This window comes from Plantibacter sp. CFBP 13570 (assembly GCF_014841395.1).
GTDB classification, from domain to species: domain Bacteria; phylum Actinomycetota; class Actinomycetes; order Actinomycetales; family Microbacteriaceae; genus Plantibacter; species Plantibacter auratus.
Window position 1 is genome coordinate 1 of the sequence record NZ_JACYTW010000063.1, and the last position, 19,396, is coordinate 19,396.

A 19,396-nucleotide genomic window follows, 5' to 3' on the forward strand; every position below is an offset into this window, starting at 1 on the left:
CCGCGAGCGCGTCGCCGCCGTTCGCGGGACCGTCGACGTCGGCGCGACCCCGGGCGGCTGGCGGCTGTCCGCGAGCCTCCCGACCGGCGAGCCGACGCACCCCGGTCCGACACACCCGACCCCGACGCACCCCGAGGAGTCCCCCGCATGACCACCGTGCTCGTCGTCGACGACCAGTCGCTCATCCGCCAGGCCGTCGCCGACATCCTCTCGTCGGAGTCGGACCTCGAGGTCGTGGGCGAAGCCGTCGACGGCGCACAGGCGGTGTCGCTCGCGCAGGAGTTGCGACCGGACGTCGTGCTCATGGACATCCGCATGCCCGTCCTCGACGGCATCGGTGCGACCGCCGCGATCTGCGCGGACCCCGAGCTCGCGGACACCCGGGTGCTCATCCTCACCACGTTCGAGGAGGACGAGAACCTCATCGCCACCCTGCGGGCCGGCGCGAGCGGCTTCATCGGCAAGGGCTCGGAGCCCGAGGAGATCGTCCGCGCCGTGCGCGCGGTGCACGCCGGAGACGCGCTCCTGTCCCCCGCGGCGACCCGGAGTCTCATCACGAAGTACGTCGTCGCTGCGGACGAACCGACGAGTCCGCGCCCGGTCCCCGCCGAGCTGGCGCTGCTCACCGAGCGGGAACTCGAGGTGCTGCTCCTCGTGGCCCGCGGACGGTCCAACCAGCAGATCGCCGACGAGCTCGTCATCTCACCACACACCTCGAAGACCCACGTGAACCGCATCATGACGAAGGTCGCCGCCCACGATCGCGCCCAGCTCGTCATCCTCGCGTACGAGAGCGGCCTGCTGCGGCCGGGCTCCGACGACTGAACCGGTACTGTCGTCCTGTCCACGACGCCGTCCGGCTCGCGGGCCCAGCAGACGAGGAAGTGCGATGGCCGGATCCCCCACAGCCCGACAGGCGGCGAGCACGCTGCCGGCCCTCACGCCCGGGCCGCACCGCCGCCACCTCGGCCTGATCTCGATCGTCGCCTGTTTCGGCGGGTTGCTCTTCGGCTACGACACCGGCGTGATCAACGGGGCGCTGCGTCCGATGACCGCGGAACTCGGGCTCACGCCGTTCACGGAGGGCATCGTCACGAGTTCGCTCGTCTTCGCGGCCGCCGTCGGTGCGCTGCTCGGCGGTCGGGTGTCGGATGCGTGGGGCCGGCGGCGGAGCATCATCGTGCTGGCGGTGCTCTTCTTCGTCGGGACGCTCGTGGTCGTCTGCTCGCCGAACGTCGAACTGCTCGTGGCCGGTCGCGTGCTGCTCGGACTGGCCGTCGGCGGTGCCTCCGCCGTCGTCCCGGTCTACCTGGCGGAGCTCGCTCCGTATGAGATCCGAGGGTCGATCACCGGCCGGAACGAGGTCGCGATCGTCCTCGGACAGTTGTCGGCGTTCGTGATCAACGCGGTCATCGGCACCGTGTTCAGCGAGCACATGAGCGTGTGGCGCATCATGTTCGCCGTCTGCGCCCTCCCGGCGGTCGCGCTGTTCGTCGGCATGCTGCGGATGCCCGAGTCACCGCGGTGGCTCGTCGACCACGGTCGCCGCGAGGACGCCCTGGACGTCCTGCGGACCGTCCGCGCAGACGACCGCGCCGTCGCCGAACTCGCGGAGGTGGAGGCATCCATCACCGCGCAGCGCGACGAACACCGGATCGGGCTCGGGGCCGTCCTCCGCAACCCCTGGCTTGTGCGCATCCTGCTCGTCGGTGTCGGCGTCGGGATCGCCCAGCAGCTCACCGGGATCAACTCGATCATGTACTACGGGCAGACCGTGCTCGTGGAGTCGGGCTTCGACGAGAGCGCCGCGCTCATCGCCAACATCGCGCCCGGCATCATCGCCGTCGTCGGTGGCTTCATCGCCCTCACCTACATGGACCGACTCGACCGACGGAAGACGTTCGTCATCGGCTTCTCGCTCACGACCGCGTGCCATCTGCTCATCGGCTTCTCGTCGATGATGCTCGAGCCGGGCGACCCGATGCGTCCCTGGGTCATCCTGGTCCTCGTGGTCGTGTTCGTCGGCTCGATGCAGACGTTCCTCAACGTGGCGGTCTGGGTCTACCTCGCCGAGGTCTTCCCGCTCCAGATGCGCGGCCTCGGGATGGGCGTCTCGATCTTCATGCTCTGGGTCGCCAACGGGTTCCTGGCGCTGTACTTCCCGTCGCTCGTCGACGGCCTCGGCATCACCGGGACCTTCTTCGTGTTCGCGGGTGTCGGCGCGCTCGCGCTCCTGTTCGTCGCCACCCAGGTACCCGAGACGCGGGGGCGGAGCCTCGAGGCGCTGGGCGAGGACGTGTCGACCGGCGCCATCTTCACCCGGAAGCGGTGACCTCCGACTACCCGGTGAGGTGGTCGATCAGGATCTTGGTGCCGATGAGGATCAGGATGACCCCTCCGGCGATCTCCGCCGGCTTGCCGAAGCGCTGACCGACGCGACGGCCGATGAAGACGCCCAGGAACGCGAGCACGAACGTCGTCAGTCCGATGAGGACGACGGCTTCGACGATGGAGCCGGGCAGGAACGCGAGCGTGATGCCGATGGCCAGCGCGTCGATGCTCGTGGCGAGCGCGAGGATGAGGAGTCGCCGGACGTCGATGCGGTCGGAGTCGACCTCGGTGTCCTCGTGGCTCGAGAACGCCTCCCAGAGCATCTTGCCGCCGACGAGGGCGAGCAGGCCGAAGGCGACCCAGTGGTCGACCTCCGTGATGTACCGCGCGAACTGCGTGCCGAGGAACCAGCCGATGAGCGGCATGACCGCTTGGAACAGTCCGAAGGTCCCGGCGATCACGAGCGCGTGACGCACGTTGAACCGCCGCATGTGCAGGCCCTTGGTGAGGGCGACGGCGAAGGCGTCGGCGGAGACGCCGAGCGCGATGAGGAGCAGCGGCCAGAACGTCATGTCGCGGGGTCTTCCTGTGATGCGTCCTGGACGCGGAGATGCGTTCGGGCGCCATGCCGCGAGGACCCGTCAACGTTGCCAGCGCAGTGCGGCGGCGGCAAGCCGAGACGTCCGATTGCCAGCGTTTCGCCTCGCCTAACGCGGCTGTTCGGGCGACCGCGAGGCTTGCTCGATACAGCGTTTCGTGTACTGTCGTTCGCGTGACCGACACCATGACGCCGACCGCGACCCTGACGCACACCGCCGCGCTCGCGAGGCTGGGGCACGCCCTGTCGGACGAGACCCGGGCCCGGATCCTCCTGACCCTGCGCGAGGCACCGGCCTTCCCCTCCGACCTCGCGGACGCACTCGGCGTCTCCCGACAGGTCATGTCGAACCAGCTCGCCTGTCTCCGCGGCTGCGGCCTCGTCGAAGGCGTCAAGGAAGGACGCAACACCTGGTACCGCCTGGCGGACAGCCACCTGGCGCCGGCGCTCGACGACCTCCTCCGGCTCGTCCTGGTCGTCGATCCCGCCTGCTGCTCGGGTGAGAGCTGCACCTGCGCATGAGCACCGTCGGCCCGCCGAGCCCCCGTCTCCGCGCCCAGCTGAGCCCCGCCAGACGCGCGAGGCTGCAGCGCCGGATCCGCTGGATCGTCGCGGCGACCATCGCCTACAACGTCGTCGAGGCCATCGTCGCCCTGTCGGCCGGGACCGTCGCCTCATCGGCAGCCCTCGTCGGCTTCGGTCTCGACTCGATCGTCGAGGTCCTGTCCGCCGCCGCGGTCGCCTGGCAGTTCTCGAGCCCCGACCCCCAGCGCCGGGAACGGGTCGCCCTCCGGGTGATCGCCCTGTCGTTCTTCGGCCTCGCCGCGTTCGTGAGCGTCGACGCCGCCCGTTCGCTGCTCGGGTTCGCCGAGGTCCAGCACTCGACCGTCGGCATCGTCCTCGCGGCGGTCAGCGTCGTGATCATGCCGGCGTTTTCGCTGTTCGAGCGCCGGACCGGGAAGGAGCTCGGCTCCGCCTCCGCGGTCGCCGACTCCAAGCAGACGCTCATCTGCTCCTACCTGTCAGCCGCGGTCCTCATCGGGCTGGTCCTCAACAGCACCCTCGGCTGGGCCTGGGCGGACGCCGTCGCCGCCCTCGTCATCGCCGGCTTCGCGGTCCGTGAGGGAGTCGAAGCCTGGCGTGGAGACGCGTGCAAGCGGCCGGTCTCATCACTCGCCTCGGAGAACACGGACACCTGCGACTGCTGCTGAGCACGCGCACCTTCCCACACGGCCGGGATACGCTGCTGGCATGCCTGCCGCCGACGACGCACCCGACGCTCCCGAGATCGAAGCCCTCCTCGCCGCAGCCGCGAACGACCGCTCGAACGCACCAGCGTTCCTGACGGCGCTCCTCGAGAGCACCGTGATCGTGGCGGGGACCGTGACCGACGACGGCATGGCGACCCTGGCTGACCTCCTCGACTCGGACGGCAGCTCGGTGCAGCCGTTCTACACCTCGAAGGCGCGCTTCCAGGAGACACTCCAGGTCGTCCCGTCGTTCGAACAGCACCTCCTCGCCCTCCCCTGCCGCGTCCTGTGGCAGATGACCCGAGGCGCGAGGTTGGTCCTGAACCCGCACTCCACGCACGGCAAGGAGTTCCTCCCCGGCGAAGTCGCCCAGCTGCTCGACGGCGAGGCGGTACTCACACCACGCGTGGTCGAGCGCGAGACCGAGGTCATGGTGGGACAGCCGGCTCGCATCCCACCAGGGATGACCGAGACCCTGACCGCGGTCCTCGCCGAGTACGGCGAGGTCGACGAAGCGGTGCTGGGCTGGAAGGTCACCCCGCAGGAGGGCGGCACGTTCGACGAGTGCTACCTCCTCGTCATCGTCGGCGCCCCGACCGCCCGTGAGACGATCAGCGGTCCGCTCGCACGAGCCCTCGCGACATACTCGGCGAGCGTGCCGATCGACGTCATGTACGTGGCGCCTGGCGCGAAGCATCTCCTGACCAGTGTCCCGCCGTTCCATCGCCGCAAGCGAGGGCTGTTCCGGCGACGATGAGCAGTGGGCTGAGTCGAACGGTGCCCGCGATCGCACGTGGCGCACGCGTCCTCACGATCGCCGCGCTGCTGGGCGTCCTCACAGCGTGTAGCGCGCCACTGTCGGGGGTGCCCACCGAGACTCCGACCGGATCCGCACCGAATGCATCAGCGGCTCTCCCGCCCCCGCCGACGTCCGCCTTCCCGGGGCTCGCCTGCGATGCGCTCGTCCCGGACGCGGAGGTCGCATCCTTCCTGGGCGCCGCAGCCGCGCCGCAACCGCTCACCGTCGACGACGCCCCGGTCCTGCAGGACAGCGGGACCGTCTGCGCCTGGGCCGACGAAGCGGCCGACACCTCATTGACCGTCCGAATCGTCGGAGACGGCGTCGACCACTGGGCCACCTTCAACCACTGGTACGAGCACACCGACTGGAGCGCGAGCGTCGGCGAGATCAACGGGACGATGTGCTCGGACGGCGCCTGCTCCGTCCACGCCCTCGACGGCGAGCGGTTCATCGAGGTCGATGCGACGGGGGTCGACAACCCGGCAGGGACGCGCACGGAGGAACTGACTCGGACGGCGCTCGCGGCGGCCCCGGTTCCGGCACCCACCGCGCCCCCGTCGTCGTCGGCACCCACCTCGCGCTCCTGCGCCACGGCGTTGCCGGTGGACACCGCGGCGGCACACCTCGGCGCAGCCACCACCGGCGCGAGCTACGTGAGCACCGCGACACCGAGCTACCACCTCGTGCAGGACTCGCTCCAGCGGGTCGGCGGGCTCGACTGCCGACTGCTGTCCGCGGACTCCCGCGAGCTCGTCCGGTTCACGGTGCTCCCCGGAGGTGCGTGGGTGCTTCGCGAGGACAGTCCGGTCGGCGCCGTGGATGCGACTGGGAGCGAGCACTCGGCGCATGCTCGACGTGGCGACGACTGGGTGCGCCTGCAGGCCCCCGGGGCGAGCGAGGAGACGACTCGGGCCCTGCTGGCCGAGCTGCTCGGCTGAGCTCGACGTGCGTTAGAACACCGGCCGATCCGCGATGGACACGAGGACCGCGGCGATCACGGTCACGACGGTCAGCGCGATGGCGACGACCCACTGGATCCGAGGCACCGCGCGTCGGATCACGAGGACCAGGTGCGCCAGGAGCGCCAGCACCGCTACGGCGGCGACCACAGTGCCGACCACCGCCGGCTCGAACACCGCGACCTGTTCCGTCGCGATGCCGTCGGCACCCGGCGCCTGGTACCAGATCATCGTGGTCTGCGTCGCCGCGACCAACAGGCCGAGTGCGGCGATCACGAGCAGGGCTGACGCTACGAGGATCCGTTGGACGCGGGACATGCCCCCAGTATGCCGACCGCCGGTCGCACACGGGCGAACGCCCCACCCACGGATCGTGGGCGGGGCGTTCGGTTCGTTCGATTCGTTCGATTCGGACGAGTGTCGAGCCCGGCTCAGGCGTTGATCGACTGCGGGTGGTCGGTCGTGGAGTCGACGGTGATCTTCCGCGGCTTCGCACGCTCGCTCACCGGGATGATCACGGAGAGCACACCGCTGTCGTAGGACGCGGTGATGCCGTCGAGGTCGACTCCCTCGCCGAGGGTGAACTGCCGCAGGAAGTGGCCGCCACCGCGCTCGCGTGCGAGCCAGCGGACACCCTCGCGACTGTCGGCCGTGCGCTGAGCACGGATGGTCAGCTGACCTCCGTCGACGTCGACGTCGATGGATCCGGGGTCGATGCCGGGGAGGTCGGCGACCATCATGTACCGGTCGCCGTCACGGAAGAGGTCCACCGGCATGGGCCGGGGTGCGCGCACGGAGTCCAGTACGGAGGCCGCGAAGCGGTCGAGCTGGCTGATGGGATCGAGGGTCATTGCCATGGGTGTTCTCCTTCCCTGTCGCCCGATGACGGATCGGGCTCATCGATTGTCAGTGCCCGGAAGCCACAGATCCGGTGGTTCAGATCTGCACTTCGTGGTGTAGATTTTTTATACATCCGAAACCTGATCCATTGCAACCCGTTCAAAGGAAACCTCAAGCATGGCCGATCGTGACGGCGCGACACCCGTGTACGGCATCGCCGTCGCAGCCCAGCTCGCCGGCGTCCCGGAGGCGTCCCTGCGGCTCTTCGAGAGCAAAGGCCTCCTCACCCCGTCCCGGACCGAGGGCGGCACCCGTCGCTACAGCGAGGATGACATCGAGCGACTCAAGCGCGTCACCGACCTCCGCGACGACGGCGTCAACCTCGCCGGCATCGCTCGCGTGCTCGATCTCGAGGACATCAACCAGGGACTCCGAGACCAGCTCGACGCCGACCAGGACTGAGCGTCGGGTCGATCCCACCGCCGGCAGATGGCAGCATGGAGGGATGAGCCTGCAGCGAAGCACTCCGTCCGCCCAGCACGTCGACGCCGCCGGGATCGAGGCGTTCATCACGGCCCTCGAGCACACGCCGAACGTCGAACCGCACAGCCTGATGCTCCTGCGCGGCGGGAACGTCGTCGCCGAGGGCTGGTGGGCGCCGTACTCGGCTGATCGGGTGCACCTGCTGTACTCGCTGAGCAAGAGCTTCACCTCGACCGCCGTCGGCCTCGCCGTCGAGGAGGGCCTGCTCGGACTCGACGACACGATCATCAGCCACTTCCCGGAGCTCGACGCCGAGATCACCGACCCCCGCAGCCGCGCCATGCGCGTGCGACACGTGCTCGCGATGGCGAGCGGCCACCGCGAGGAGACGATCATGCGGGCCGCTGCGATCGACCCGACGAACCTCGTCCGCGGCTTCCTGCTCCTCCCGCCCGACGAGGACCCGGGAACCGTCTTCGCGTACAACCAGCCCTGCACGTACACGGCCGCGGCGATCGTCCAGCGCGTCACGGGCGGGACGCTCACCGACTACCTGCGACCGCGGTTGCTCGAGCCACTGGGTATCGGCGAGTTCGACTGGCAGCAGGACGACGAGGGCTTCGAGCTCGGGTACAGCGGCCTGCACGCGACGACGGAGGCGATCGCCGCACTCGGTCAGCTCTATCTGCAGGGCGGCGCCTGGGAGGGCCGACAGTTGCTGCCGGCCGCCTGGGTCGCCGAGGCGACGCGATCGCACATCGCGAACGGCGACGACCCTGAGTCGGACTGGGCGCAGGGGTACGGGTTCCAGTTCTGGATGGCCCGTCACGGGTTCCGCGGCGACGGCGCTTACGGTCAGTACTGCGTCGTCCTGCCGGAGCACGACGTCGTCCTGGCGATCACGGGGCAGAGTCTCGACATGCAGGCCGTGCTGAACGCCGCGTGGGAGCACCTGTTGCCGGCCTTCGGGACGGGCGAGGCCTCCGACGCGGTGCGCGGTGTGAGCACAACCGCCGATCAGGCGTTGCTCGAACGCCTGGCGGGGCTCGCCCTGCCGCCGCTCGACGCGTCGGACGAAACCGGCGCGGCTTCGTCACTGCGCGAGCTCGTCGGACGGACGTTCTCGGCCGCCGCCGATACCGGCCTGGCGCAGCTGACGGCGCTCGAGGTGACGGCGGGCGAGGGTGACGACATCGTGCTGGTCGTGCACGAGGGCGACGACCGGGTGGAGCTCGTCCCCGGTGTCGGCGCGTGGCGGACGCATGGACCGATCACGGCGAGTGCCGCCTGGGGCACGGGCGGCGAGGACGGAGCGCGGGTCCTCCGCGTCGACGCGATCTTCATCGAGACACCCCACCGCATGCACCTCGAGATCGACCCGGCGTCCGGCACCTTCGACGCCTGGTGGGAGACGACGCCGCTCCGGACCTCCCGTCTCGCCGAGGTGCAGCGGCCGAGCGCGGTCGTCGCAGGCGGGGGCAAGTCGTCCTGGTGAGCTGACGCTCGGGGACCGGAGCGTGCTCAGGGACCGGAATGTCTCCGGTGAACCTCTCCCGGCCACCGAGGCGCCCCAACCGAGCTGCCCTTCGACAAGCTCAGGGACCGGAACATCCCCGGTGAACCTCTCCCGGCCACCGAGGCGCCCCAACCGAACTGCCCTTCGACAGGCTCAGGGACCAGAGCGTCCCGAGCACACCCCCTCCGGTCACTGAGCCTGTCGAAGTGCCCACGAGGACACCGCGTCCTTCCGCATGCAGATCAACGGCGGCATACCCCCACTACGCTCTGACCAGCGCCGTCACGACGAGGAGACCGCATGAGAGCCGTACGCATCACCGCACCGGACGAGGCCACCGTCCTCGATCGACCGGATCCACAGGCCGGACCGGGTGAGGTCCTCATCCACATCGAGCGCGCAGGACTCTGCGGCACCGATGTCGCGCTCTTCCGAGGGACCATGCCGTACCTCGCCGACGGCCGCACGACCCTGCCGCTCCAACCCGGCCACGAGTGGGCCGGTCGGGTGGTCTCGGTGGGCGAGGGTGTCACCTCGACTGCAGCGGGAGACCTCGTCACCGGTGATACCTTCATCGGTTGCGGCGTCTGCACGCTCTGCACCTCGGGCCGACACCACCTCTGTCCCGACCATCTCGAACTCGGCGTCCTCGGGCAACTGGACGGCGCCCTCGCGGAACTCCTCGTCGTCCCCGAACGCGCGGTCCATCGCCTCCCGGCCGGGGTCGACGCGGACCTCGGCGCGATGGTCGAGCCCGCCTCCTGCTCACTCCGTGGCGTCCGGCTCACGGCGGTGGGCCCCGGCGACCGCGTGCTCGTCTGGGGCGCCGGAACCCTCGGCATGTTCGCCGCGCTCTTCGCCGCCGACGCCGGAGCCGGCGTGGCCGTCGCCGCACGGCGCGACTCCAACCGGAACTTCGTGGCCGGGTTCGGCCTCGAGACCCGCGACCCGGCCGACCTCGGCGACGAGCGGTTCGACGTGATCATCGAGGCGACGGGTTCGGCCGAGGTCACTCAGCGCCTGCTCGACAACGCCACCGCCGGCGTCCGCATCGCACTCCTCGGCGTGCCCGGCGGCGACGTCAGCCTCCCGTCCGGCAGACTCATCGCCCTCGACGCCACCGTCCACGCGGTCCTCGGCGGCTCAGCCGACATCGACGAGGCTGCGCGGCGGTTCGCGACCATGGGCGACACGGTCCGCCGATTGATCGGCTCCGTGATCACCCTCGACGACGTGCCACGGGTGCTCGCCGAGGGACTCCCCCGCGCGGCCGGCGGCGGACCGAAGACACAGATCCGCTTCTGAATCGCGCGGGGCCGGGACCGGCTCAGATCAGCCGAGACCGTTCATGCGGGAGCGGGCGAGGCCGACGACACCCACGAACGCACCTCCCAGCAGCAGGGCGATCGCGAGCGCGAACGGGGCCGCGTCGGCGCCGGTCCGCACCAGCGTGTCTTCACTCGCTCGATGTGACGACCCTGCACTGATGGCGGTCGCAGTCGAGGTCGCGGGCTCCACCTGCTGCCCGCCCGGAAGCGCAGGACCCTCGGGTACCCGGGGGTTCTCGGGGATCTCGGGCGCGACCGGCTCCGATGGGGCGACGACGGTGACGACGAGGTCCGTCGCAGCACCGGCGAGTCCACCGGCACGGGCTCGGACCGTCACCGTGTGTGTTCCCTCGGCGAGCGACTCGGTGGGCCGGAAGACCCAGGTCTCCTCGATCGTCGCCTCAGCGGTCCCGATCGGAACACCGTCGACCTCGATCCCGACCTCCGTGCCGACGGGCGCGGTCCCGCTCAGCGTCGCATCGGGCGCGAGAACGCCGTCGGCCGGCGCAGTGATGGTCGCGGCGCCGGGCGTGAGCTCGAGCTCGAACGGCGTGGTGGACGCGATCCGACCGTTCTGGACGAAGCCCATGGTGCCTCCGCGGAGGGTGCCGTAGGGGGCATCGGCGTCCACCGCCAGGTCGACGGTCTGCACGCCGTCCCAGACGCTCCTCTCCGTGCCACAGTCGGCGGTCGAACCGTCGGGGCCGATGACGCAGTCCGGCGCACCGATTCCCACGATGGTCGTCCGATCGGGTGCCGTGAACCGCATGACCCCTGACGTACCGCCATTGACCGGCACCTCCACGGTGAGTGCTTGCCCCGCCGCAGCCTTGGCGAGGTGCGGTGGGAGCACCTCGATGGTGAAGGGGGTCGACGCGACCACGGTCCCGCGCACCTCGAATGCGATCGAACCGCCGGTCAGCGTCCCGGCTGGAGCGTCGGGGTCGACGCGCATCGTCGCCATCAGCTCGGACGTCCAGACCTTCGCGTCCGTACCGCAGCGGACCTGGGTGGCGTAGCGCGTGTCGCAGCCGCCGGTCGTCACGATGCCGATCGTCGCATGCTCCGGAGCGGTCACGACGAGGGTGCCGGTCTCGCCGGTGGTGAACGACATGACGAGGCCCTCACCGGCCCGGGCGTCACCGATGGGGTCGATGACCGCCGCCGCCGAGGCGGACTGCGGTGCGGCGAGGACGAGCAAGGACAGGGCGGTGGTCGTTGCGAGCGCCCACGCGCTCGGTCGGAGACCGCGTCTCCGCGTCGGACGGTCGTTGTGGTCATGCATGGTGATGCTCCGATCTGGCGGTGTTCGGGTTGGTGGCGACCACGAGCGCGGTCACGTCGGATGGATCAGGCGATGGGGTCGAGCACCGAGGCTCGGGCGAGGCGAGCGAGGACGGCGACGATGACGAACTGGACGGCGAACAGGGCTGCCGTCAGCACCAGGGCGGTCACCGCGGTGGCTTCACCCTCCAACGGAGAGACGCCGGGGAGGAAGCCGATGCCGAACACGATCAACGCGTCGAGGAGGAAGGTGGACGACACGAGCGCCATCAGGACGCGGGCGTCGTCGGATCGGTGTGGGTTCCGGACGTTCGAGGACATATAGGTAAAATATCATATGTTGGATAGAAACTGAAGTATGAGTTCATCAGGAACGAGAATCGCTCGCGTTCAGCGCCCCCGATCTTCCCGAACGCGTGAGGCCATGACCGGCTCGAAGCCACGACCGACGTCGATCCCGCCGGGACGACCACGCAGCGGGGTCAGACCGAGGCGCGCTCCACGAGCTCGCACGGGATCGTCGTCATCTCCGGGACATCGTCGCCGGCGATGAGGCGGTGCAGCGTCTGCACGAGCAGCGCACCCTTCTCCGCGGTGTGCAGATCGACCGTCGTCAACGCGGGATAGGCGTCCACCGCGAACACGTTGTTGTCGACCGCGGTCATGGCGATCTGCGCCGGCACCGGGATCCCCCGGTCTCGAAGCACCCCGAGCGCTCCGGTCGCCATCTGCGCCGACGCCGCGAACACCGCATCGACCTGCCGGCCGTTTGCGAGGAGCCGTTCCATCGCCCGCGCGCCGCTCGTCGGTGTGAAGTCACCCTCCTCCTCCGGTCCCGGCTCGAGTCCCGCCTCGAGGAGGGCGCGCCGCCACCCGGCACGGCGGTCGATACCGGCCGCGGTGTCGAGCGGTCCGGTGATCGTGGCGATGCGGGACCGACCGGCCTCCACCAGACGCCGGGTCGCCAGGGCGCCCGCCTCCACGTTGTCGACGTCGACGACGTGCCCAGGTGGCGTCGTCTCCTCGAGCGCCCGCACCCCGAACACGACCGGGAGGGACGTCGACAGCTTCGCGTACGCCTGCATGCTCGTGTGATGCGAGAGGACGAGCGCGCCGTCCACGTTGCCGCCGGTGAGGAACCGACGGGTCTTGTCCGGGTCGACGTCGGATTCGATCAGCAGGGTCAGCGTGTAGTCGGTCGACGACGCGTACATCGCAGCACCCTGGATGACCTCGGCGAAGTAGGGATCGGCGAAGAACTCGGCGGTGCGTTGCGGGATGACCATCGCGATCGTCTGCGCACGCCGACGCACGAGGCTGCGTGCCGCGCGGTTCGGGACGTAGTGCAGCTGCTCGACGGCGGCGGTCACCGACGCGACCGCCTCCGGCGTCACCTGGGAGGACCCGTTGATGACGCGGGAGGCGGTGGACTTGGAGACGCCCGCGAGCGCTGCCACCGCGATGAGCGTGGGGACGGTGGAGTCCGTCTCGGTGTCGATGGTGTGTCTCCTCAGTCGTGCCGGTGTGAAGACACTGTATGCGGCGCAGGCGTCATCCCTTGACCGCGCCCTGCATGATGCCCGCCACGAGCTGCTTCCCCGCGAGGACGAAGAGGATCAACAGTGGGATCACCGAGAGCACCGCGCCGGCGAGCACGAGCGAGTGGTCCGGGGTCTGTCCGCCGCTCGCACTCAGGGCCGCGAGCGCCGTCTGCACACTCGGGTTCCGCGGACCGAGGACGAGGAGTGGCCAGAGGAAGTCGGTCCACGCGGCCATGAAGGTGAAGAGCGCGAGGACGGCCATCGCCGGGCGGGCGGCCGGCAGCGCGACATGCCAGAAGGTGCCCCACATCGACGCGCCGTCGACGCGCGCGGCCTCGATGAGCTCGTCGGGGATGACGTCGACGAGGTACTGGCGCATGAAGAACACACCGAACGCGGTCACGAGCCCCGGCAGGATCACCGCCTGGAGCGTTCCCACCCACTCCCACTCGGCCATGAGCATGAACAACGGGATGATGCCGAGCTGCGTGGGGATGGCCATCGTGGCGATCACCGCGAGCAGCAGCCCGTTGCTGGCCCGGAACTTCAGCTTCGCGAAGGAGTAGCCGGCGAGGGTCGAGAAGAACACCACCGAGACCGTGATCGCGCCCGAGATGATGACGCTGTTCGCGAGCGCCTGCAGGAACGGCGCGGTCTCGAACACCTTCGCCGCGTTGCCGAGGAAGTTCGGGCCGGGGAGGACGGCGGGCGGCACGAGGTTCGTGTCGGAGGACTGCCGACTCGAGATGACGAACGACCACCACAACGGGAACGCCGAGATGGCGAAGAACGCGATCAGGATGGCGTAGGTGAGGATGCCCGGCCGCTCGTGGTCCTTGCCCTTGCGGTATCGCGGGGCCTCCGTGGTCGCGGCCGGTTCGGTCCGCGTGCGTTCCATCAGGGTGCTCATGCTCGTCCGCCTCGCTGGTCGGTGGTGCTCGTGGTCTTTGAACGCGAGCGGGCCGGGCTGGTGCTGACGGACCGCGTCGTGATGAGGGTGTCGCGCACCTTCGGGATCCGCACCGGACGTGCGTCGTTCGTCCGGATGGCCCTGGTGATCGCGAAGTTGATCAGGCCCGCGAGGATGATCACGAGGAACAGGATCCAGGCGGTGGCGGATGCTCGACCGAAGTCCCGCCTCGGGAAGGCGAGCTCGTACAGGTACAGGACGATCGTCTGGAACTGCCGGTCGGATCCGCCGTTGCTCCGGGGGTCGAACAGCTTCGGTTCCGTGAAGATCTGCAGCCCGCCGATCGTCGAGGTGATGACGACGAAGATGAGCGTCGGACGGATCATCGGGATCGTGATCGACCAGAACCGTCGGAGCTTGTTCGCGCCGTCCAGCGCGGCGGACTCGTAGACGTCCCGTGGGATCGCCTGCATCGCTGCGAGGAGGATGAGGGCGTTGTAGCCGGTCCACCGCCAGTTCACCATGCTCGCGATGGCGACGTGCGAGGGGAAGACGTCGAACGCCCACCGGATCGGGTCGAGCCCGAAAAGCTCGAGGAGGCCGGCGACCGGTCCGTGGTACTGGTTGAAGATCTGCAGGAAGATGACTGCGACGGCGACCGGCGCCACGATGTACGGCAGCAGGATGCTCATCCGCCAGAACGTGCGACCGCGGAGCGTCTGGTCCAGGAGGGCGGCGATCAGCGTCGCGATGACGAGCTGCGGCACCGCCGAGAGCAGGAAGATGCTGACGGTGTTGCCGAACGCGTTCCAGAAGAACGGGTCCGAGAGGACGGAGACGTAGTTGTCGAGTCCGACGAAGTCCCCCTGGCCCTTCAACAGATGCCACTCGTACAGCGACACGTTGAAGGTGTAGACGATCGGGAAGATGCCGATGAGGGCGAAGAGGATGAAGAACGGCGCGATGTACAGGTACGGCGAGGCGCGGTAGTCGAAGCGGTTGAGCTTCTGTCTGAACGTCAACGCGGCAGGTGGCCGGCGGACGGTTGCGGTGCTGGTCATGGCTCTGCCAATCCGGGAGAGGGAGCGGGAGGGGTACCGGGGCGTCCGCGTGCGAACGGACGCCCCGGCGAGCTGCGTCGGAGAGGAGGTCAGCCGACGAGCTGGTCGAGCAGCTTGAGCGCCTCGTTCCAGGCGGTGTCACCGTCGGTGATCTCGCCCTGGCTCACGCGGTCGAGGATCGGACCGAACACGTTGTCCTGGATGTTGGAGTCCTCAGGACCCTTCACCTGGGCCACGACCCCCTCGGACCGTGCGGCGAAGATCTCGCCCACCGGTGCGTCGTTGAAGAACGGGTTGGTGGAGTCCTTCACGAGCTCCTGGCCGTCGAGCGTGCTCGGGAACGGACCGGCGAGTTCGAACGATGCGGCCTGCGCCTCAGGGGATGCGAGCCAGAGGGCGAGCTCGGCCGCCTCCTCCTTGTGCTCGGAGTTCTCGGCGACGCCGAGGAACGCACCGCCCCAGTTGGCCGCGCCGCCGGGCATCACGTCGGCGAAGTCCCAACCGCTGTCGGTCGTGCCCTCGTCGTAGTAGCCCTGCACGATGCCGAGCATCCAGCTCGGGCACATGTAGGTCGCGAACTTGCCCTCCTTGGCCTCCGGGCCGACGTCCCAGCCGGGAAGACCGGCACCGAGTCCGGCCTGTTCGGCCTCGACGATCTTCGCGAACTGCTCCTTCAGCACGTCGTTGCCCTCGATGTTCAGGGTCTCGCCGTCGGCCTTGTAGTAGCCCTCCTCCTGCTGGTTCACGAAGGAGTTCCAGAAGAACCGGGGGCTGTGATAGAACGCCTTCCCGGTGGCACCGACGTACTCCTCACCGACCTCGAAGAAGCGGTCCCAGGTCGCGTCCTCGCCGCCGAAGTACGCGGCGACCTCGCTGCGCTCGCTCGGCAGACCGGCTGCCGCGAACAGGTCACCGCGGTAGCAGATGCCCTGCGGGCCGATGTCGAGACCGGCGCCGATCACGCGACCGTCGGCGTCCGTGCCCTGCTCGTACTTCCAGTCCAGCCAGGTGTCCTTGACGTCCTCGATGCCGTAGTCGCGGAGGTCGACGAAGGAGTCGCTGACCTCGGAGATGGTTCCGAGCCAGCCCTCCTCGATGGCCACCACGTCGCTGAGGCCGGTTCCGGCGGCGATCTTGGCGTAGGCGTCGTCGCGCGCAGCTCCACCACCCTCCAAGTTGGTGGCCTCGATGGTGATGTTGGGGTGCTCCTCCATGTACTTCTCGTAGTTGGCGTCGACCCCCATGGTGCCGAACGTGGTGACCGAGAGGGTGATCTTCTCGTCTCCGCCGCTGCCGGCGGGGGAACTGCACCCCGAGGCCAGGACGGCGAGGATCGATGCCCCCGCGATGGATGCGGCGGTGATGCCGCGGCGTTTGCTGTTCACAGTCACTCCTTTGTGTGTGCGCTTCGGTGTCGGCCGGCCACCCATCCGGGATCCGCGACGCGACGCCGTGGGAACGTTCCCACGGGCATGCAGGACACACTAAGCGCTGGGTTGGACGAGGTCAAGAGAGCGCTCTCATTTGTTGCGGAACGGGTGCATGATCGTGAACGGTCGGTGACGTCGTGGCCATCGGGCGGGTCCCCGTTCCGATTCGATCGGATTCATGATCGACTCATTGCCATGACCGGCTTCGATTCAGGCTTCCTCGACCTCGCCGACCAGCTGCAGCTCCCGGCCCCGGCCGACCCCGCCGAGCTGGCGCGCCTCCGCCGTCTCGACTACACGCACTTCACCGTGCTCCTCGACCCCGAACGCCGCCTGGCAGCCGCGACCGGGGTCGACATCGACGGCGCCGCCCTCCTCGACCTCGGGCGCGGCGACGACTGGCACCTCGACGACCGCGTCCCGGTGGAGGAGCAGGCCGGCCCGGAACTCTACGCGCGCAACGACCTCGACCGCGGCCACCTCGTGCGGCGGAGGGACCCGGTCTGGGGGCCCGTCGAGATCGCCCGGCAGGCCAACGTCGACACCTTCTGCTACACGAACGCCGCCCCGCAGGCTGCGGACTTCAACCAGTCACTCGAGCTTTGGAACGGTCTGGAAGACCTCGTCCTCGAGTACGCCTCGGCCGGGCGCCGGCGGCTGTCGGTCTTCACCGGGCCGGTGTTCGCCGACACGGACCCGCTCTACCGCGGCGTGCAGATCCCGCGGCAGTTCTGGAAGGTGGCGGCGTGGTCGAACGACGGAGCGCTCGCGGCGAGCGGCTACCTCCTCGACCAGTCGGCGCAGCTCGACGACCTCGACCTCGGCCGGTCCAGTGCGATCGACGACACGCACGATGCCACCGCCGTGCCCCCACTCGGCCCGTTCCGGACCTTCCAGCTTCCGATCCTCGACCTCGCGAGCGTCACCGGTCTCGACTTCGGTGCCCTCGCCTCCGCCGACGTCCTCGAGCCGGCTCCCGCAACGGTGCGCCCGGACACCGACACCTGGATCGAGCTGAGCGGCCCGTCCGACCTGCGGTTCTGAGGCAGGTCCGGAACCTCGACCCAGAGCCCTACCGACGCTCGAGCGCCGCGCCGATGACCCGGAGGCTCTCGATGAGCACGGCCACCTGCTCATGGCTGAGCCCGGCGAGCATCGCCTTCTCGTCGTCCACCAGCCGACGCATCGCCTCGTCGACCCGCTGCTGACCGAGCGTCGTCAGGACGACGATCTTGCTCCGACCGTCGGCCTCGTTCTTCTGTCGGGCGACGAGCGAGCGTGCGGCCAGACGGTCGAGCTGACTCGCGAGGTTGCCGCTCGTGATGCCCAGTCGGGTGGCGAGCATGGACGGCGTCAGCCCGTCCGCTCCGTGCTGGCGGAGGATGGAGAGGAACTCGAACTCCCACGGCCGCAGGTTGCTCGCGGCGAACGACAGTCGTCGCACCTCCTGGAGGTGCGGCACGAGCCGACGGAGACGGGACACCACGTCGAGCGGTGCGAAGTCCACGTCGGGCAGCGCGTTCGCCCAGGCGTCGATGACGATGTCGACGTCGTCGTCATCACCCTTCGCCATCGCCTGCCTCCCTCACGTCCTGCCTGCACCAACGCTACCGTGGGCCGCCGCCGATCCAGACGGTGGGCGGTTCCATCCGCGCTGTGCTATCGCGTACGTCGAGCGGTCAGCGGACGGAGAGCGCCGCCAGGCCGTCGACGAGGAGACCGACCCCGAAGGCGAACGCCTGTGCCTGGTCCTCCTGGCCGAGCGGATCCGTCGCAGCGTCTGCCAGCACGCCGACGCTGTCGTACTGCATCCGTTGCTGCTCGTGCGACACGTGCCCGAGGATGAAGTGGAGCAGCACCGTGCCCGCACGTCGACTCGTCGCCTCGTCGAAGCCGGCCACCGACACCGCATCCGTCAGCCGGGTGAGCGCACGTCCGGAACCGAGCCCGAGCGCGTAGGTGCTCGACACCACCTCGGCCCCGTCGCGATAGGCGAGGAGGGCGTCACGCAGCGCCTCCGCCTCCACGCGCGTCCGCTCGCGCCAATCGGAGCCGGCCTCGGACACGGCGTCCACCGGTGCCGGGTGGGCATCGACGATCCGGTCGGCGAGCTCGGCGATGAGGGTCTGCTTGTTCTCGAAGTGCCAGTACAGCGCGCTCGGCTGGACGTCGAGCGACGCGGCGAGGCGGCGCATCGTGAGGTCGGCCAGGCCGTGATCGTCGAGGATGCGGAGGGCCACCAGAGCCACGTCGTCGCGCCGATGGCGACGCACTGTTTCGGGACCGGACATGAGCACCACTATAGTGAACGCTGTTCAGGTGAACACCGTTCAGGTGCGATCCACCCGCCCCAGGCGAACCGACCATCCCGACGAAGGACCCAGCATGAGCAGACTCCGGATCGACGCGACCGACATCGCACGCATCGCCGTGTTCGCCGCCATCGTGGCCGCTCTCGGCCTGCCCGGCGCGTTCTCGGTGCTCGGCGCAGTGCCCATCACGGCGCAGACCCTCGGCGTCATGCTCGCCGGCGCGATCCTCGGCCCGTGGCGCGGCATGCTCTCCATGCTGGTGCTGCTGGCCCTCGTCGCCATCGGCCTGCCCCTCCTGTCCGGCGGTCGGGGCGGGGTCGGCGTCTTCGTCGGGCCGAGTGCCGGATATCTCCTCGGCTGGATCGTCGGGGTCTTCGTGATCGGGCTCATCGTGCACGCCGGTGGGCGTCGGCTGCGCTGGTGGCGCACCGCGCTCGGCGTCTTCGTCGGCGGCATCGGTGTCATCTACGCGTTCGGCATCCCGGTGCAGTCGCTCGTCACCCGCCTGCCGCTCGGCGAGACCGCCCTGCAGAGCCTCGTCTTCGTGCCCGGCGACCTCGTGAAGGTCGTGCTCGCGACGGTCATCACGATGACGCTCGCCCGCGCCTACCCGCGTGCGTTCCGCAACGCGGCAGGCACCGGCTCCACGCGCCCCGGCGAGCCCGCCCGGATCGGATGACCGTGCGTCCAGGGCACCTCGTCCCGCTGCGCGGCGGGGCGCCGACCGACCTCGTCCGTCGGACGCTCGAGG

The 19,396-nt window shown here is 69.5% G+C and carries 22 protein-coding genes; 11 read left to right on the plus strand and 11 right to left on the minus strand.

Features of this window, described 5'->3' with window-relative positions; all coding sequences use genetic code 11:
* Positions 1–147: 147 nt before the first annotated feature.
* Entirely contained in the window at positions 148–825 is a 678-nt protein-coding gene (locus IFT89_RS16635) for a response regulator (protein WP_202939508.1), read from the plus strand.
* 64 nt (positions 826–889) lie between these two features.
* On the plus strand, positions 890–2,332 hold the full coding sequence (locus tag IFT89_RS16640; RefSeq protein ID WP_202939509.1) for a sugar porter family MFS transporter: 1,443 nt from the start codon (positions 890–892) through the stop codon (positions 2,330–2,332).
* A 7-nt stretch (positions 2,333–2,339) separates the two neighbouring features.
* On the opposite strand, the gene IFT89_RS16645 is transcribed toward IFT89_RS16640, so the two are convergent.
* Positions 2,340–2,903 carry a manganese efflux pump MntP gene (locus IFT89_RS16645; RefSeq protein WP_202939510.1) on the minus strand — a complete coding sequence of 188 codons (564 nt, stop codon included), beginning with the start codon at positions 2,901–2,903 and terminating at the stop codon, positions 2,340–2,342.
* A gap of 212 nt (positions 2,904–3,115) precedes the next feature.
* On the opposite strand from IFT89_RS16645, the gene IFT89_RS16650 reads away from it, so the two are divergent.
* Genes IFT89_RS16650 through IFT89_RS16665 form a run of 4 tightly spaced genes read left to right on the plus strand, consistent with a single transcriptional unit; the run spans position 3,116 to position 5,919 of the window.
* Entirely contained in the window at positions 3,116–3,451 is a 336-nt protein-coding gene (locus IFT89_RS16650; protein WP_085511700.1) for an ArsR/SmtB family transcription factor, read from the plus strand.
* Positions 3,448–4,140, plus strand: coding sequence for a cation diffusion facilitator family transporter (locus IFT89_RS16655; RefSeq protein ID WP_137242650.1), 693 nt, complete (start codon positions 3,448–3,450; stop codon positions 4,138–4,140). The genes IFT89_RS16650 and IFT89_RS16655 overlap by 4 nt, the downstream gene beginning before the upstream one ends.
* A gap of 40 nt (positions 4,141–4,180) precedes the next feature.
* Positions 4,181–4,936 carry an enhanced serine sensitivity protein SseB C-terminal domain-containing protein gene (locus IFT89_RS16660; RefSeq protein WP_137242651.1) on the plus strand — a complete coding sequence of 252 codons (756 nt, stop codon included), beginning with the start codon at positions 4,181–4,183 and terminating at the stop codon, positions 4,934–4,936.
* Between the two features lie 20 nt (positions 4,937–4,956).
* On the plus strand, positions 4,957–5,919 hold the full coding sequence (locus IFT89_RS16665; RefSeq protein ID WP_202939511.1) for a hypothetical protein: 963 nt from the start codon (positions 4,957–4,959) through the stop codon (positions 5,917–5,919).
* A gap of 12 nt (positions 5,920–5,931) precedes the next feature.
* Here IFT89_RS16665 and IFT89_RS16670 read toward each other — a convergent pair whose 3' ends face one another.
* Together IFT89_RS16670 and IFT89_RS16675 are read right to left on the minus strand one after the other, a co-directional pair.
* The gene (locus IFT89_RS16670; RefSeq protein ID WP_124768251.1) at positions 5,932–6,258 is read right to left on the minus strand and encodes a hypothetical protein; all 327 of its coding nucleotides are present in this window, start codon (positions 6,256–6,258) and stop codon (positions 5,932–5,934) included.
* 113 nt (positions 6,259–6,371) lie between these two features.
* Positions 6,372–6,797 carry an Hsp20/alpha crystallin family protein gene (locus IFT89_RS16675; RefSeq protein ID WP_071261327.1) on the minus strand — a complete coding sequence of 142 codons (426 nt, stop codon included), beginning with the start codon at positions 6,795–6,797 and terminating at the stop codon, positions 6,372–6,374.
* Between the two features lie 160 nt (positions 6,798–6,957).
* On the opposite strand from IFT89_RS16675, the gene IFT89_RS16680 reads away from it, so the two are divergent.
* From IFT89_RS16680 to IFT89_RS16690, 3 genes are all read left to right on the plus strand, one after another.
* A complete protein-coding gene (locus IFT89_RS16680; protein ID WP_079704638.1) occupies positions 6,958–7,242 on the plus strand; it encodes a MerR family transcriptional regulator in 285 nt (94 codons plus the stop codon).
* Between the two features lie 43 nt (positions 7,243–7,285).
* Positions 7,286–8,758, plus strand: coding sequence for a serine hydrolase domain-containing protein (locus tag IFT89_RS16685; RefSeq protein WP_124768249.1), 1,473 nt, complete (start codon positions 7,286–7,288; stop codon positions 8,756–8,758).
* Between the two features lie 321 nt (positions 8,759–9,079).
* Positions 9,080–10,084 carry a zinc-dependent alcohol dehydrogenase gene (locus IFT89_RS16690; protein ID WP_202939512.1) on the plus strand — a complete coding sequence of 335 codons (1,005 nt, stop codon included), beginning with the start codon at positions 9,080–9,082 and terminating at the stop codon, positions 10,082–10,084.
* 27 nt (positions 10,085–10,111) lie between these two features.
* Here IFT89_RS16690 and IFT89_RS16695 read toward each other — a convergent pair whose 3' ends face one another.
* From IFT89_RS16695 to IFT89_RS16720, 6 genes are all read right to left on the minus strand, one after another.
* Positions 10,112–11,392, minus strand: a complete 1,281-nt coding sequence (locus IFT89_RS16695) for a hypothetical protein (RefSeq protein WP_202939513.1) — start codon at positions 11,390–11,392, stop codon at positions 10,112–10,114.
* Between the two features lie 65 nt (positions 11,393–11,457).
* Complete coding sequence (locus IFT89_RS16700) at positions 11,458–11,712, minus strand: hypothetical protein (protein ID WP_192019903.1); 255 nt, start codon at positions 11,710–11,712, stop codon at positions 11,458–11,460.
* 161 nt (positions 11,713–11,873) lie between these two features.
* On the minus strand, positions 11,874–12,848 hold the full coding sequence (locus IFT89_RS16705) for a LacI family DNA-binding transcriptional regulator (protein WP_307783533.1): 975 nt from the start codon (positions 12,846–12,848) through the stop codon (positions 11,874–11,876).
* 94 nt (positions 12,849–12,942) lie between these two features.
* Positions 12,943–13,842, minus strand: coding sequence for a carbohydrate ABC transporter permease (locus IFT89_RS16710; RefSeq protein ID WP_229939317.1), 900 nt, complete (start codon positions 13,840–13,842; stop codon positions 12,943–12,945).
* Positions 13,839–14,903, minus strand: coding sequence for a carbohydrate ABC transporter permease (locus IFT89_RS16715; RefSeq protein WP_192019902.1), 1,065 nt, complete (start codon positions 14,901–14,903; stop codon positions 13,839–13,841). Before IFT89_RS16715 ends, IFT89_RS16710 begins: the two co-directional genes overlap by 4 nt.
* 89 nt (positions 14,904–14,992) lie before the next feature.
* Positions 14,993–16,294, minus strand: coding sequence for an ABC transporter substrate-binding protein (locus tag IFT89_RS16720; RefSeq protein WP_137242659.1), 1,302 nt, complete (start codon positions 16,292–16,294; stop codon positions 14,993–14,995).
* Between the two features lie 234 nt (positions 16,295–16,528).
* Between IFT89_RS16720 and IFT89_RS16725 the strand changes: the two genes are divergently transcribed.
* Positions 16,529–17,377, plus strand: coding sequence for a DNA/RNA non-specific endonuclease (locus IFT89_RS16725; RefSeq protein ID WP_202939514.1), 849 nt, complete (start codon positions 16,529–16,531; stop codon positions 17,375–17,377).
* Between the two features lie 28 nt (positions 17,378–17,405).
* On the opposite strand, the gene IFT89_RS16730 is transcribed toward IFT89_RS16725, so the two are convergent.
* Both IFT89_RS16730 and IFT89_RS16735 read right to left on the minus strand, forming a co-directional pair.
* On the minus strand, positions 17,406–17,906 hold the full coding sequence (locus tag IFT89_RS16730; RefSeq protein WP_202939515.1) for a MarR family winged helix-turn-helix transcriptional regulator: 501 nt from the start codon (positions 17,904–17,906) through the stop codon (positions 17,406–17,408).
* 106 nt (positions 17,907–18,012) lie between these two features.
* The gene (locus IFT89_RS16735) at positions 18,013–18,624 is read right to left on the minus strand and encodes a TetR/AcrR family transcriptional regulator C-terminal domain-containing protein (RefSeq protein WP_202939516.1); all 612 of its coding nucleotides are present in this window, start codon (positions 18,622–18,624) and stop codon (positions 18,013–18,015) included.
* A 94-nt stretch (positions 18,625–18,718) separates the two neighbouring features.
* Here IFT89_RS16735 and IFT89_RS16740 point away from each other — a divergent pair, with 94 nt between their 5' ends.
* Positions 18,719–19,324, plus strand: a complete 606-nt coding sequence (locus IFT89_RS16740; RefSeq protein ID WP_202939517.1) for a biotin transporter BioY — start codon at positions 18,719–18,721, stop codon at positions 19,322–19,324.
* The last annotated feature ends 72 nt before the right edge of the window (positions 19,325–19,396 follow it).

What these genes read in the sequence shown, in the direction of transcription:
- IFT89_RS16670 (WP_124768251.1), bottom strand. Translation starts at nt 6,258, where the DNA reads ATGTCCCGCGTCCAACGGATCCTCGTAGCGTCAGCCCTGCTCGTGATC.
- IFT89_RS16655 (WP_137242650.1), top strand. Translation starts at nt 3,448, where the DNA reads ATGAGCACCGTCGGCCCGCCGAGCCCCCGTCTCCGCGCCCAGCTGAGC.
- IFT89_RS16640 (WP_202939509.1), top strand. Translation starts at nt 890, where the DNA reads ATGGCCGGATCCCCCACAGCCCGACAGGCGGCGAGCACGCTGCCGGCC.
- IFT89_RS16710 (WP_229939317.1), bottom strand. Translation starts at nt 13,842, where the DNA reads ATGAGCACCCTGATGGAACGCACGCGGACCGAACCGGCCGCGACCACG.
- IFT89_RS16685 (WP_124768249.1), top strand. Translation starts at nt 7,286, where the DNA reads ATGAGCCTGCAGCGAAGCACTCCGTCCGCCCAGCACGTCGACGCCGCC.
- IFT89_RS16675 (WP_071261327.1), bottom strand. Translation starts at nt 6,797, where the DNA reads ATGGCAATGACCCTCGATCCCATCAGCCAGCTCGACCGCTTCGCGGCC.
- IFT89_RS16645 (WP_202939510.1), bottom strand. Translation starts at nt 2,903, where the DNA reads ATGACGTTCTGGCCGCTGCTCCTCATCGCGCTCGGCGTCTCCGCCGAC.
- IFT89_RS16725 (WP_202939514.1), top strand. Translation starts at nt 16,529, where the DNA reads ATGACCGGCTTCGATTCAGGCTTCCTCGACCTCGCCGACCAGCTGCAG.
- IFT89_RS16690 (WP_202939512.1), top strand. Translation starts at nt 9,080, where the DNA reads ATGAGAGCCGTACGCATCACCGCACCGGACGAGGCCACCGTCCTCGAT.
- IFT89_RS16715 (WP_192019902.1), bottom strand. Translation starts at nt 14,903, where the DNA reads ATGACCAGCACCGCAACCGTCCGCCGGCCACCTGCCGCGTTGACGTTC.
- IFT89_RS16740 (WP_202939517.1), top strand. Translation starts at nt 18,719, where the DNA reads ATGAGCAGACTCCGGATCGACGCGACCGACATCGCACGCATCGCCGTG.
- IFT89_RS16635 (WP_202939508.1), top strand. Translation starts at nt 148, where the DNA reads ATGACCACCGTGCTCGTCGTCGACGACCAGTCGCTCATCCGCCAGGCC.
- IFT89_RS16650 (WP_085511700.1), top strand. Translation starts at nt 3,116, where the DNA reads ATGACGCCGACCGCGACCCTGACGCACACCGCCGCGCTCGCGAGGCTG.
- IFT89_RS16700 (WP_192019903.1), bottom strand. Translation starts at nt 11,712, where the DNA reads ATGTCCTCGAACGTCCGGAACCCACACCGATCCGACGACGCCCGCGTC.
- IFT89_RS16695 (WP_202939513.1), bottom strand. Translation starts at nt 11,392, where the DNA reads ATGCATGACCACAACGACCGTCCGACGCGGAGACGCGGTCTCCGACCG.
- IFT89_RS16735 (WP_202939516.1), bottom strand. Translation starts at nt 18,624, where the DNA reads ATGTCCGGTCCCGAAACAGTGCGTCGCCATCGGCGCGACGACGTGGCT.
- IFT89_RS16680 (WP_079704638.1), top strand. Translation starts at nt 6,958, where the DNA reads ATGGCCGATCGTGACGGCGCGACACCCGTGTACGGCATCGCCGTCGCA.
- IFT89_RS16730 (WP_202939515.1), bottom strand. Translation starts at nt 17,906, where the DNA reads ATGGCGAAGGGTGATGACGACGACGTCGACATCGTCATCGACGCCTGG.
- IFT89_RS16660 (WP_137242651.1), top strand. Translation starts at nt 4,181, where the DNA reads ATGCCTGCCGCCGACGACGCACCCGACGCTCCCGAGATCGAAGCCCTC.